Annotated in this window: 10 protein-coding genes; 6 read left to right on the top strand and 4 right to left on the bottom strand. The window is 68.9% G+C overall.

Annotation, left to right across the window (positions count from 1 at the left end; all coding sequences use genetic code 11):
• The 4 genes from AC5RW2_RS11365 to AC5RW2_RS11350 form a co-directional block, all read right to left on the bottom strand.
• Window positions 1-3145 (bottom strand): glycohydrolase toxin TNT-related protein (locus tag AC5RW2_RS11365; protein ID WP_494073908.1); only part of this gene is annotated, 3145 nt, incomplete at its 3' end.
• Window positions 3146-3190: 45 nt separating this feature from the next.
• Entirely contained in the window at window positions 3191-3568 is a 378-nt protein-coding gene (locus AC5RW2_RS11360) for a DUF6507 family protein (RefSeq protein WP_493962334.1), read from the bottom strand.
• A gap of 35 nt (window positions 3569-3603) precedes the next feature.
• Window positions 3604-3909 (bottom strand): hypothetical protein, encoded by a 306-nt coding sequence (locus tag AC5RW2_RS11355; protein ID WP_493962335.1) that lies wholly within the window; start codon window positions 3907-3909, stop codon window positions 3604-3606.
• A gap of 107 nt (window positions 3910-4016) precedes the next feature.
• Entirely contained in the window at window positions 4017-4364 is a 348-nt protein-coding gene (locus AC5RW2_RS11350; protein ID WP_127512820.1) for a hypothetical protein, read from the bottom strand.
• A 267-nt stretch (window positions 4365-4631) separates the two neighbouring features.
• On the opposite strand from AC5RW2_RS11350, the gene AC5RW2_RS11345 reads away from it, so the two are divergent.
• The 6 genes from AC5RW2_RS11345 to AC5RW2_RS11320 all read left to right on the top strand — a co-directional run bounded on the left by AC5RW2_RS11345 (window position 4632) and on the right by AC5RW2_RS11320 (window position 12872).
• A complete protein-coding gene (locus AC5RW2_RS11345) occupies window positions 4632-4952 on the top strand; it encodes a hypothetical protein (RefSeq protein WP_493962336.1) in 321 nt (106 codons plus the stop codon).
• Window positions 4953-4954: 2 nt separating this feature from the next.
• Complete coding sequence (eccD, locus tag AC5RW2_RS11340) at window positions 4955-6280, top strand: type VII secretion integral membrane protein EccD (RefSeq protein ID WP_493962337.1); 1326 nt, start codon at window positions 4955-4957, stop codon at window positions 6278-6280.
• 212 nt (window positions 6281-6492) lie between these two features.
• Window positions 6493-7431 carry a nucleotide-binding protein gene (locus AC5RW2_RS11335; RefSeq protein WP_493962338.1) on the top strand — a complete coding sequence of 313 codons (939 nt, stop codon included), beginning with the start codon at window positions 6493-6495 and terminating at the stop codon, window positions 7429-7431.
• Window positions 7428-11447, top strand: a complete 4020-nt coding sequence (eccCa, locus tag AC5RW2_RS11330) for a type VII secretion protein EccCa (protein WP_493962339.1) — start codon at window positions 7428-7430, stop codon at window positions 11445-11447. The genes AC5RW2_RS11335 and eccCa overlap by 4 nt, the downstream gene beginning before the upstream one ends.
• Window positions 11440-11877 carry a hypothetical protein gene (locus AC5RW2_RS11325; RefSeq protein ID WP_493962340.1) on the top strand — a complete coding sequence of 146 codons (438 nt, stop codon included), beginning with the start codon at window positions 11440-11442 and terminating at the stop codon, window positions 11875-11877. The genes eccCa and AC5RW2_RS11325 overlap by 8 nt, the downstream gene beginning before the upstream one ends.
• Window positions 11874-12872: a DUF6177 family protein gene (locus tag AC5RW2_RS11320; protein WP_493962341.1), complete on the top strand. Its 999-nt coding sequence runs from the start codon at window positions 11874-11876 to the stop codon at window positions 12870-12872. The genes AC5RW2_RS11325 and AC5RW2_RS11320 overlap by 4 nt, the downstream gene beginning before the upstream one ends.
• Window positions 12873-12906 lie beyond the last annotated feature (34 nt).

Genomic DNA, 12906 nt, shown 5'->3' with positions numbered 1-12906 from the left:
CGAAGCGCCGGGTTTGGCCGTTAACCGTTACCTTGAGTTCCACCATATGTGGAACACGGTTTCCCCCACCAGCATCGTAGATCGGGCGGACGTCCCATGTGACCGAGGGCTTGCTGCCCCCGGGAGGCACGTTGCGGAGCCGGTCGCGGATCCAGAGCTCGGTGTCATACCAGGTGTCGGCGGCCCCCGTCAGCCGCAACCGCTCGATGGGCGTCAAGGCGCCCAGGCCGAGGTTCCGGTTTTGGATGTTCAGCTGGGGAATCAGGTTAATCTTCTCCCCCGGCCCGCCGAACATGGCTGCGAGGAGGTGGCCTCCGTCGTAGTCGCCGCCGCCGTGACCGCCCACGTTGGTCTGGTTGCCCGGATGCCGCCAGGTGTCGGCCTGCTCCTTGGGGAAGTACTCGAGGTCGTGGGCGTGCAGTGCCGTGGGGCGCCCGAACCCGTCGGTGTGGACCACGATGTTGCCGTCGATGTGGTACCTGATGTTGGGCCGAGGGTTGTTCAACTCGGGATTCCAGTTGCCCTTGGTTCCGCTGGGGGCCTCGATCTGCTGGATATGGCCGGCGGAGTTCGTGTAGAACTTGCCGCGGCCGTCCACCTCGTAGACGGTCGTGCGTTCCAGCGTGATGCCCTGCTCTTCGACCGCGTCAACGACGGATTTCCGTGCAGACAAGTCGAGGTCGTGCTTGGCCAGCAGGTCCACCGGGTTGTCGGCGTTGCGCGCCCACGGCGGGTCGAACTGGCGCGGTCCGGTCTCGCGGAGGCCTTCCCTGCGGATCAGTTCGTCGACGCCGATGGCTTTGGGTTCCGGACCCTGAGTAATGTCGAGGAACCGCAGCTGGGTTCCGCCGCCCGGACGCCCGAACGCCGGGGCGATCTCGGAGACCTCGATTTTCACGCCCTCGGGCAGCCGGTCAAGTTCGAAGTGGTGCAGCTCCTTGCCGAGGGTATCGACCGGCAGGCCGCGCATGTGCCACGGGGTTCCCTCGATGGCCAGGTAGTCTCCGCCGTTGGGACCGATCCGGTCCAGCTTGACCTGTCCGAAGTCTGCCTGCAGGTCGTCGTACGACGAGTACGTCCGGATGGTTCCCTCGGCCGCCCCGGCATTGTCCGGATAGGCCGCGCGGTACTCGTCCGGCCGGAACTCGTCCAACTCGCTGTACCGGTTCGCGTACTCGGCTCTATCCAAAGGGTTCCCGAGCTCGTCGGTGCCATAGGCGGGCTGGGAGCGGTCCACGATGGCGTCGAGGTCGCTGTTGATGTCCAGGAGGCCGTGCTGGTCCTTGGGCAGGTCCGCCCAGTCCGGCAGCTCGACGTCCTGGTAGAGGTCATCGGCCCGGTGCTGGCCATATCTGGCGTGTGCCTCCGGGTTCTGGATCGCGTCGGGCACAGCGGTGCCGTACTGCGGTTCCTGCGGATGGCGGAAGCTGTCGTCGACTCGCTGTCCGTTCACGTCATAGGCGTTGATTCCGTCGCCGGACCCCGCAGCGGTCGCCTTGGGTGTGGTGGGATCGGGTTCCGCGGCCCGTGAGCCTGAAGCATCGGCTCCGGCGTCGGGAGTGCGTGCCGGCGCCTCAGCGTCGGGAGTGCGTGCCGGCGCCTCCGCGTCGGGAGTGCGCGCCGGCGCCGGCTGGGCCTCCGGCGTCTCAATCCGCTGGCCGTACTGCGGCGGTGCGGAGCGGTCCGGGAGCGTTAGGCCGGACTGGCCGGAGGGCGGCGTGGGCCCGTCCGCGTCAAAGTTCATGGTGCTGTTGGAGTTACGGGTGGACGGCATTTCCACGTCGAACCGGTGCGGCGTGGTGAAGCCGCCGCCGGCGGTGGCCACGCGCGGGCCGCCGAGCGCGTTGGCGACGTTGTCCGCGCCGGTGCGCACCGACGTCGTGAGCTTGTCCATGCCGGTGCGCAGGCCGGTGGACGCGTGCTGCAGCCCGTCGGTAATGGCGTGTCCGGCGGTGCTGACATACGGACGGACGGTGTTGCTGACGGTCTTGAACCCGCTGGTGGTGACGTCGATGGCCGTGAACTTCAGGTTGCTGGAGAAGTCGATGGCGCGCGTGGTGATGCCCGCGGTTTTGGTCAGGCCGGAGAAGTCCAGCACCTTGGAAGCGACGCCGCCGGCCCTGCTGACGGCCGTGATCTTGTTGGCCACGCCGCCCGCCTTCGCCACGGCTCCGCCGCCGGCGGTGAGCAGGATGGCGGAGAGATCGAACGCGGTGGCGCCGGCGGCGTAGGCCGGGTCGCGCTGCCAGTCGTCCCAGTGGATGGCTGCCTTGCCGACGGCGAGCAGTTCTTCGCCCGCTTTCTTGACCGTACCCGGGCCGCCGACCGATTCGGCCACCGCCGCGGTGATCGGGCTGGAGACAATCGCTACGTTCAGGGCGATCTGGCCGATACCCTTCCAAGTGGCCGCGAAGGTTTCCCCGTCGGTGAAGTTGACCATGTTCCACAGGCCGGTCACCGTGCCGGTAATGCCGCTCCAGACGCCCTTGCCGAAGGACACCACGCCGTCCCACGCATCCCTGTACCAGGGCTTGTCCCACTCAGTGGGCTGGCCCCACGGGATATGGCCTTCCCCGGTGGCGGAGTCCAGTTGCTCGGCCGAGTAGCCGTAGGCCTGCTGTCCGGTGGCCGGGCCTTCCTGGGTAGTCTCGACCAGGGTGATGCCTCCGTACAGCGCGGTGATGGCATTGCTGCAGGCGCGCTCGGCTGCCATGTGTTCGGCTGCCAGTGCGTTGGCCTCCTTGAGGATCTGGTTGTCGTCGTTGACCAGGTCCTCTTCCTTGCGCCAGTCGTCGCCTTCACTGGCAATCCGCGCCCGCACGCCGTGCCAGCGGACCACCAGCGCGTCATAGCGTGCCTTGAAGGTGTCCGCCCAGTCGGCAAACGTTTCGATGGCCGACTTGATCGCGGCGGCGTCGGACTTGATCTCATCGGCGGTGGTCTTGACGGGCTTGACCGCAACGTAGACCTGCGGCGCTTCCGGCGACTTGTAGACCGCCTCCAGCCCGCTCCAGTCGCTCTCGATCAACTCGACGGCATCGACGATCCCCTCGGCCGTCTCATCCAGCGCCCGGGCATGCGTGCGCAGCAGTTCCGCGTCAGGCCGCGGCGGATATGCCTCGGAGTACGGATCCCAGGCCGTCATTAATTCCCCTTAGGTGGTGCGAGAGACTTGTTGTGGTGAGAGCAGTCAGACTGCGGATGGAACCGGTCCGTGAGGGCTGTGCGGGCGGGCGGCATGCTCCTCCTCCGGCAACGTGCCGATCAGGTCCTGCGCATCGCCGGCCATCTGGGCGTCTCCGAGCACATAGGCGTTGACCGCGTCCATGGTGCCTTGGAACGTGGTCTGCAGACGTCCGCCGACACTCTCCAGTCCAGGCTGGACCGTTTTCTCCGCCCACCCGTTCAGCGCTTCCATCACCGGGCCGGACTTGGAGGCGGTGGCCATATCGGAGATTGCGGTGCCGAGCGCCGGAAAGTCCTTCTCGAAGCTGTCGGTCCGCCGGCTGGCGGTGCTGACGATCGCCTGGACCTTGGTGGGGTCGATGTCCCAGCCGTCGAGTGCCACTGCCGTCCGCCTTCCGTACTAGATATTGTCCGCTGCTAGATGTTGGCGATCTTTGCGCCGGCCGTCTTGATGGTGCTGCCCGCGGTGCTCTTGGCGTCCTCCAGCAGCTTGTGCACGTCCGCCATGATGCCCGCGAAGGCAATACCGGCGTCGGCCCAGGCCTGCTCCACGCGGTCGTACTGCTCGGCGATCTCGGTGGCCTGGAACTTGGCCTGCAGGTCTGCGGCGTCCTTCTTGCGGGTTTCCACCAGCGCGTTGAGCTTCTTCTTCACCCGGTCCAGGTTGTCCTGGGCCTGCGATGCTCCGCCGTCGGAGAAGGCGAATGAATTCTGGCCTGCCATGATGTTTCCTCCCTCATGCCCGGCCTCGGCCGGAAAAAATCTTCTGGGTGCGTGCGTCTGGTGGCCGCCGGTGCCGGCGGCAGGTGCCGCTTCACGCGGCGGGAGCGCTAGCCGCGGTTGCGGAAGACGGCGTCGTCCCAGGCTGCCTTGCCCTCGGTGGCGTCGGCGTCGTCGGCCTGCTGCTGCTCGCCCAACTGCATGGTGGTGTTGACCTCGGACTGGCCCTGCTGAATGGACACCAGCGACTTCTGCAGTCCGGAGGCCACCATGTTGGCCCGGCCCATGATGCCCTTGAACTTTTCCCAGAAGTCACCCGCCGTGTTACTGCGCATCGGCTCCGGGACTGCCTCGAGTTCCTTCATCAGTGCCTGGAGTTCGGTATCGGCCGCCGCGCTGGCCTTGCCGGCGTCGACGAACGCGCTCTTCTCCATTTTGATGAACTGGTTGCCGCTCATTGCTCCACCTCCGTGCCCCCTCGGGGCTGTAGCTGCCGCTTTGCCGGCGGGCATGGCTCGTCCGCCGAATGCCGGGTTGCCGCCCGGCCGGTTGTCTTGAGGCGGTTCCCCGCCTTTCCCATAGAACGCGCTCGCCGGCACTGCCGTCAATCGGAGTTAATGGGTACATCTCCCCATCCTGCGCGGGACAGGAGCGGATTTCTTCCTTCACTTGAACGATAAACTCGGTAGCGACGCAGGTACATGGCACCGTGTGGGAGGAGAGGGATGGCGCAGGATTACGACAATCAGCTCATCGAGTCCGTCGCTGTCCGCCGGACCCGCCTGACCACCGCCCTGCTCTACGGCGCCAACCCGCTGCAACGGCGGTGGAAGTCCAGCGTGCGCACCTTCTTCTTCAGCGTGGCGCTGGCCGCGGTGATTGCTGCCGTCTGCGTCGGCTATTCCTTTGTGACCAATCTGCTCGAAGACCTGCGCCAGCAACAGCAGCAGCGCGCCCCATCCGCCGTCGTCCTCCAGATCAGTGCTGATGTGCAGAACGACGGCGGCGCCCTCCTGCCGCTTATCCCCCATCCAGGAGCCGCCTAACCATGGCCGAAACCTTCACCCGCGTGACCGTGGCCGGGCCACAGCGCCATGTTGATGTGCTGTTGCCATCGCAGACCCCGGCCGGCCTGCTGCTGCCCCAGATCCTTGAGCTGCTGGACGACCAGCCGACCTCCGCCGTCTCGGTCAAGACGTTGATCACTCCTGCCGGCGACCCGGTCCGCGAGGATGCCTCGCTCAGCGACGCCGGGGTCGCCGACGGCGCCATGCTGCGGCTGGTGAACGTGTCCGAGGCACCGCCCGCGCCCGTGGTCTACGACATCACCGACGCCGTGGTGGAACAGACCGAGGACATCGGCGGACGTTGGACGGCTACGGTCCGCCGGGCCACCGGTGCAGTCTTCGCCGCCGCCGGAGTGTATCTGGGCGTGCATTTGCTGCTTGAGGACGCCGCCGCCGGCATGGCTGCCTCGGTCTCTTTCGGCCTGGCTGCGGTGCTGCTGGGCAGCGGCATTTACTTGGGCCGGGTAACTGCCACCGTGCTGGGCCCGCTGCTGGTGGGCACCGGCTGGCTGCTGGCTCTGGGCGGCGTGCTGCGGCTGCCGGCCGGCCCCGGAACGCACGTGCTGCTGGCCGCAGCGGTGAGCGCGGTGTCGCTGGTCTGTGCGGGCTTCATCTCTCGGCGCCCGCGTGCGCTGATGTCCGCTGCGGGCCTGCTGGCCCTGCTCACCGTTTTCTGGGCTGCCTCGATCGCCTTGTTCAGCACTCCGGTGCAGGCCGCCAGCGTGGCCGCTCTGCTCAGCTGCGCCACCTTGGGCTTGCTGCCGCAGATCGCCCTGTCCATCTCCGGCTTGGCCACGCTGGACGACCGCCGGGCCAAGGGTGGCCGGATCGGACGCACGGACGTGCATGTTGCGATCGGTTCCGCGCACCGCGGGCTGAGCCTGGGCACCGCACTGGTGGCGCTCTCGATCGCCGTCGGCTTGTGGATCCTGGGCACCGATACCAACTGGCAGGTTTGGACCATACCGCTGATCGGCTGCCTGGCCCTGGCCACCGGGCTGCGGGCGCGCGCGTTCCCGCTGGCCCCCGACCGGATCGCGCTCTACCTGGCCGCGGCAGTGGGCACGCTGGCGCTGGCGCGCTCGGTGCTGGCCTTCGCCCCCGAGCAGGGCTGGCTGGTGGCGGTTGGTTTGCTGGTGCTGGCCGTCGCCGTCGTGATTTCGCTGACCGTGACGCTGGCGGACCATTCCGCAGCGAAACTGCGCCTGCTGGCCAACCGGTTCGAGACGCTGGCCATCCTGGCCTCGGTGCCGCTGGTCATCGGCCTGTTCGGTGTCTTCGCCTCGCTGCTGACCACCTTCGACTGACTCAGGCTGGGACGTATCTTATGGAACCGATTTCGCGCCGGGATTTGATCGCCCGGGAGCAGGCCGCCACCGGCCACCTCACGGCGGGGCAACGAGATCCGGGAGGCGCGCCGCTGGGGGCCCCGTCGGGTGCCGGCCAGCCTGGCTTGGCGCCGGCGGCTGATCCGTGGAGCTCACCGGCCCCGGCTGGCGGGCCAGTGGGAGCGGGGCCAGTGGGAGCAGGGTCGGTGGGAGCCGGGCCGTTCGAGTCCGATGCCGAACAGCGCCGCCGCCGGCTGCGCAGCCGTCCCGGCGAACCGTGGCTGGTCCGCACCGCGCGTGCCGCGAAAGGCCTGGTCTCCGCCGACGACTACCCGCAGCGGCTGGTCGCCGCCACCGCCGGGGCGCAGGCCGCCGTGAGTACCGGACGCCGGATCGCCGTGATCGGCAGCCGGGGCGGGGCCGGCAAGACCACGACGGCGGCGCTGCTGGCTTCGCTCTATGCCGCGGCCCGGCAGGACACCATCGCCGCCGTGGACCTGGCACCCGCGGGCGGCACCCTGGCACTGCGTCTGGGCGTGCCGGACGCGCCGGCCATCGACCAGGCCGCGGCCGCCCTCCAGCACGTCCCCGCCGCGAGTGCCGACGACCTGCGCCGGAAACTGGCGGCCGCCGCCGCCAACCTGTGGGTGGCCGGAGAGCGCGCGCTCGGCGGCCATGCCGGAGGCGCAGGCCTTTCTGCGGCCGGCCAGAGCATTTCCCGGTACTGCCCGGTGGCGGTCTACGACTGTGCCACCGGCCCGGGCGAGAATCCGGACACCAACTGGGCCATCGGCGCCGCCCACTTGGCCGTGCTGGTCGCCCCCGCCTCGGTGGCCGGAATCCAGGACGTCCGCCGAACGGCCGCGGCATGGGCGGCCACCCCTGAGCTGGCCGGCACCGGGCTGCTGGCCGTGCTGACCCAGACCGACGCCGACGCCCCGCTGGACCCGATGTCCGAAGCCAAGGCGCTGGCCCGGGACGGACTCGTCGTGCTGCCGCTGGGCTACGACCGGCATCTGGCCAGCGGCGTGGAGTTCGAACCCGGACTGATGTCCCGTGCCGTCCGGCTGCAGGCGGCGGAGCTGGCCTCCACCGCCTTGGCCCTGGCGATGGAGCACACCGGCCGATGAGCGTGAAGATCATCCACCGGCCGGCCCGCACCACCGCCCCGGCCCGCGAGGCTGCGCCGTTCAGCCTGGAAGCACCGCCGCCGATGGCCGAGAAGTCCGGCCGGATGAACGCCATGGCGCTGATCCCGCTGCTGGGCGCCGGCCTGTCCATGACCGTGATGATGCTCTTCCGCGGCAACAGCCTGGCCGCCGTCGGCGCCATCGCGATGATCGTGACGGTGGTGGCATCCATCATCATGATGCTGGGCCAGCGCGGCAGGGCGGCACGCAGCCGGGCCGAGGAACGCGACCGCTATCTGGAGTACCTGGAGGAATCCCGGGCCACGCTGCGCACCGACGAGCAGCGGACCATCACCACGGCCCGCACCAGCAATCCGGAGCCCACTGCCCTTTTCGACATCGTCCGCAATACCCGGCGGCTGTGGGAACGCCGCCGGGGCAACGAAGACTTCCTGCAGGTCCGGATCGGCTCCGGCGAGCGGATCAGCCGGCAGATCACCATCAATGAGCAGGGCCCCGCCACCGCCCAGCGCGATACGTTCATGGACAACGAAGTCCGGATCCTGCAGCAGCGGTACGAGAGGTCGCCGGACCTGCCGCTGACCCTGCCGCTGGACTCGGCCGGCAACGTGAGCATCATTGGCTCGCGCGAGTTCGTGCTCAATGCTGCCAGGAACCTGCTCATCGAGGCCTGTGCCTTCCACTCGCCGGAAGACCTGCAGGTGGGCATCGCGGCCGGAGAAGACCGGCTGGCCGACTGGGACTGGACGCTGTGGCTGCCGCACCTCGCGGACCAGAAGCAGGCCCATGCCACCGGTCCGGTGCGCCGGATGGCCCGTTCCGTGGATGAACTCGGTGCGGTGCTGGCCGACGAACTGAACCGCCGGGCGGTGGTGGCGGCCGAGTCGTCCAAGAACCTCAAGGGCGCCAGCCAGCACCTCCCCCGGCTGCTGGTGCTGGCCGACTGCTATGGCTCCCTGCCGGAAGATCTGGTGCTGCCGGACCGGCACGCCGGACTCGCCCAGCTGGGCATCACCGTGGTGTATCTGGTGGCCGACCGCCGCCAGGAACCAGGTGAAGTCAGCGTGCGCGTCAGCCAAGACGGCATGGACGCGGGATTCCTGATCCAGAACTACCGCGAGGACCCGGTGGAGCCGGTCGAAGAACGCGGCACCCTGGACGGCCTGGCCGTGGCCACCGCCGAGGCATTGGCCCGCGAACTGGCCCCGATGCGGCTCTCGGCGGACTCGCTGGAACACAACACCGCCGCCGGTTCGGACAGTTTCCTGGAGATGCTCGGCCTCAGCCCGGCGCTCGACGAGGCGGACATCAGGCGGCTCTGGAAACCGCGCAGCGAGGTGGATTTCCTGCGCATCCCGCTGGGCCCGGACGACCGCGGCCGACCGGCCCTGCTGGATTTGAAGGAGTCGGCCCAGTTCGGCATGGGCCCGCACGGGCTCTGCATCGGCGCCACCGGTTCCGGCAAGTCGGAAATGCTGCGGTCCCTGGTGCTGGGGCTGCTGGCCACGCATCCGCCGGAACTGCTGTCCATGGTGCTGGTGGACTTCAAGGGCGGCGCCACCTTCGCTCCGTTTGCCGACGCGCCGCAGGTCTCCGGCGTGATCACCAACCTGGCCGACGACGCCAGCCTGATTGAACGCATCTACTCCAGCCTCAACGGCGAGGTGGTCCGCCGGCAGGAAGTGCTCAAGGCCGCCGGGAACATTGCCAACATCACCGATTACCAACTGCACCGGCAGGAACGGCTGGCCCGCGGCGAGGTGATGGAGCCGCTGCCGCATCTGGTGGTGATCATCGACGAGTTCGGTGAACTGCTCACCGCCCGGCCGGATTTCATCGACCTGTTCCTGTCCATCGGCCGGATCGGACGGTCTATCGGCGTGCACCTGCTGCTGAGCAGCCAGCGGATCGAATCCGGCAAGCTGCGCGGGCTGGAAACCTACCTGTCCTACCGGATCGGCCTGCGCACGCTTTCGGAGTCCGAGTCACGCACCGTGCTGGACACCCCGGATGCCTTCCATCTGCCGCCGGTTCCCGGCTACGGCTACCTGAAGGTGGACACCACGGTCTACACCCGGTTCAAGGCCGGCTACGTATCCGGCCCGCTGGAAGACGTCCAAGTCCAGGAAGTGCAGGAAACCACCGACGGCGATGGACCCCTGGTGCTGCCAATGCCCACCTACGCGGCCAGTCTGGCGAAGGCGAACGACGACGGCGCTGCAGCCGGCAAGCCGGTCCGCACCGGCGCCTCGAAGCGGACCACCGGCCCCACCGTGATGTCCACACTGATGGACACGCTGGCCCGGTTTCCGCGCGCGGTGGACCCGATCTGGCTGCCGCCGCTGCCCGCCGCCGTGGCGCTGGACACCGCCGCCGGTTCGGTGACCAGCACCAGCCAGGGCATCCGGCTGACCAGCGGCGGGTCGCTGAAGGTTCCCATCGGCCTGCTGGACGACCCGGCCAAGCAGTGGCAGGGCGTCTGGGAGCTGGACCTCAAGTCCGCCGGCGGCAACGTGGCCATCATCGGCGGCCCGCAGTCGGGCAAGAGCACCGCACTGCGCACCATCGCGGCCTCGCTGGCCATGACCCACAGCCCGCAGGAAGTGGGCATCTACTGCGTGGACCTGCTGGGGAACTCGCTGGTTCCGCTGGAGGGGCTGCCCCATGTGGGCGGTGTGGCGGTGCGCACCAACCGCGAAGTGGTCCGCCGCACGGTGGAAGAACTCCTCGCCATGCTGACCGTGCGCGAGAACGTCTTTGAGAAGCACCAGGTGGACTCGCTGGCCACGCTGCGCAAGCTTTGCGCCCAGGGCAGGATTCCGGAACTGCCCAGCGCCGACATTGTGCTGGTGCTGGACGGCTACGGGCTGCTCACCGATGGGTTCGAGGACATCGAACCGGCCGTGCACGCCTTGATCGCCCGCGGCGGCGGCTACGGCATCCACGTGGTCACCACCGTCAACCGGCAGAACGAGATCCGGCTGGCCCAGCAGTCTTTCTTCGGCACCAAGATCGAGCTGCGGCTCGCCGACCCGGCGGACTCCTCCTACGGCCGAAAACTCGCCGAGACCATGCCCGCGGACCGGCCCGGCCGGGCGCTGACCGACGCCAAGCTGTTCGGACTCTTTGCGCTGCCGCGCATTGACGGCGTGGCTGACGCGGACACGGCCACCCAGGGCACCCGGGACATGGTGGCCGCCGTCGCCGCCTCCACCGACGCCCGTGCCATGCAGGTGCGCATCCTGCCGCAACTGGTCGAAGCCGCGGAGATCGAGGTCCCGCCGCTGCCGGGCCTGTTGCCGCTGGGCCTGCGCGAGACCGATCTGGGCCCGGAGATGCTGGATGTGGTCCGCGGCGAACACCACCTGATCGTGATGGGCGACGAGCAGTCCGGCAAGACCAATCTGGTCCGCTCGCTGGTCTCCTCGCTGGTGTCCCAATATCCGTCCCGGGATCTGGTCTTCGCGGTCTTCGATCCGCGGCGAGCGCTGGCCGATGTGGTTCCGGATGCCTATCTGGGCGGCTACGCCCCCAGCGCCGCGCAGGCCGAACCGCTGGCCAACGCCATCGCCTCCGAGCTGTCCAAGCGGACCGCCGGCGGTGACGCCATGCAGGACAGCATCGGCGAGCCGGACAGCATCCCGCGGATCGTGCTGCTGGCCGACGACTACGACATCCTTACCGCCGGCGGCGCCGGGCCGCTGCGGTCGCTGATCGAGTACCTGCCGATGGGGCCGGAACTGCAGCTGAACGTGATTCTCACCCGCCGGGTGCGCGGTGCCGGCCGCGGCATGTACGAGCAGTTCTTCGCCGCGCTGCGCGATTCGGGCAGCACCGGCCTGATCCTTTCCGGCGACCGGTCCGAAGGCGGGCTGCTGAACAACGTGCGCGCCCGCCGGCTGCCGCCCGGCCGCGGCCTGCTGGTCCGCTCCGGCGGCCCGGTGCAGACCGTGCAGACCCTGTGGACCCCGATGGAGGCAACTGCCGATGTCTAACACCGTCACCGTCGTCGCGCTCGACGAACCGGACCAGGACGTGGTCATGGTCTCGCTGCTGGCCGTGGTGCCGCAGGAATACGTCCGGCAGGCCGCCAACGGCGCCCTGCTGGAAGTCGAGGACGGCGGCGGCACCACCATGTTCGCCGTCGAACTGCCCCGCCTGGTCCGGGTGCCCGGCGAGGTCTCCCGGCTGCTGGCCGGGGCCAGCGTGAACGCCGTCGAAGGTGCGCCGATCCCGTCCATCTTCTCCGACGACCCGGCGTTCGCCGAACCGGAGCACCAGGATCTGTGGTGGCAGGAGATCACCATCCGCAACGGCATCCCGGACGGCGAATCGCTGGGCTACCGGCTGGCGCAGAACATCGCCGTGCGCTGCCGCGGCGCCGTCGTCGGCCACCGGCTGCCCGGATCCGGAGAACAGGGATGATGATGCACGCCTCGGCCTTCGATTTCCACACCGAACGCACCGCCGTCGTCTTCCAGGACAAGCCGCTGGTGTTCCTCTCCCCCGCGCTCACCCGCGCCTACGTGGCGGCGCGTGAATCGGAACGCCAGTTCGTGGTGATGACGCCCAGCGCCAGCAAACTGACGCTGCCGCTGTACCAGTTGCTGCAGCGCGAGGGCTGCATCTGGATGGCCAGTGCGGCGGACGGGACGTTCTACAACGGCTTCACCGGCCAGCAGTACCGCTGGAGCGGCGACGTCTTCGCCGCCGAGGAGCAGCTTGCCGCCGACTATCTGCAGGCGCCGGCCGGTTCCGACGGCGTGGTGCAGGCCCGCGGCGAGATCCTGCATCCGGCCAGCGAATCCACCCGGATCGGCGAGTTCACCGCGGCGCTGTTCCGCGAGCTCACCGGCGCGGATCCGGCCGGCTGGGGCATCCACGAGCCGGTCAGTGAACCGTGGGAGACCGCGGAGCTGACCCGCTACTGCTACGACACTGCGCCGATGACCAGCAACATCATCGTGGTCGGCCGTCCCCGCCCCGGCACCGATGTGCCGTCCATCGCCGTGCTGACGGTGACCCGCTCCTCCAACGGCGTGCATGAATCCGTGGAGCTGTTCTGCGAATCGGTGGATCCGCTCACTGCGGACCAATTGGCTTCCTTCGGCTCGGCCATGCACCGGGCGCACGCCCGCACCGCACTGGCCGGCCACACCATGCTGCTGGACCAGCTCGCCTTCCCGGCCCGCTTCACTGGCGTCAGCGTCCCGGCCTGCGCGTTCTTCGGGCCGGAGTCGCTGCAGCAGTTCGGCGCGCAGCAGGCCTTGGCCGCGGCCGGCGAGCGCGCCCGGCTGGTGGGCGTCCCGCCGCTGCAGTCGCTCGCCGTCACCTATCACCGCGATCCCGCCGCGGGCCGCCAGCATCCGCTGGACGAGTACACCGAACTGGTGGGCAAGCTGGCCGGCGGAAAGTTCTGACCGCGGCGTTTGCTCCGGTATACCGTTGGCGTTA

The organism is Arthrobacter sp. B0316-1-20 (assembly GCF_059091865.1).
Note: the sequence above shows the minus strand (reverse complement) of the source record. Positions and strands in the feature narration are given on the sequence as shown.

Bases quoted from the DNA above. Each gene is read 5' to 3' on its own strand.
- AC5RW2_RS11325 (WP_493962340.1), top strand. From the start codon at position 11,440: ATGTCTAACACCGTCACCGTCGTCGCGCTCGACGAACCGGACCAGGAC.
- eccD (WP_493962337.1), top strand. From the start codon at position 4,955: ATGGCCGAAACCTTCACCCGCGTGACCGTGGCCGGGCCACAGCGCCAT.
- AC5RW2_RS11350 (WP_127512820.1), bottom strand. From the start codon at position 4,364: ATGAGCGGCAACCAGTTCATCAAAATGGAGAAGAGCGCGTTCGTCGAC.
- eccCa (WP_493962339.1), top strand. From the start codon at position 7,428: ATGAGCGTGAAGATCATCCACCGGCCGGCCCGCACCACCGCCCCGGCC.
- AC5RW2_RS11320 (WP_493962341.1), top strand. From the start codon at position 11,874: ATGATGATGCACGCCTCGGCCTTCGATTTCCACACCGAACGCACCGCC.
- AC5RW2_RS11345 (WP_493962336.1), top strand. From the start codon at position 4,632: ATGGCGCAGGATTACGACAATCAGCTCATCGAGTCCGTCGCTGTCCGC.
- AC5RW2_RS11355 (WP_493962335.1), bottom strand. From the start codon at position 3,909: ATGGCAGGCCAGAATTCATTCGCCTTCTCCGACGGCGGAGCATCGCAG.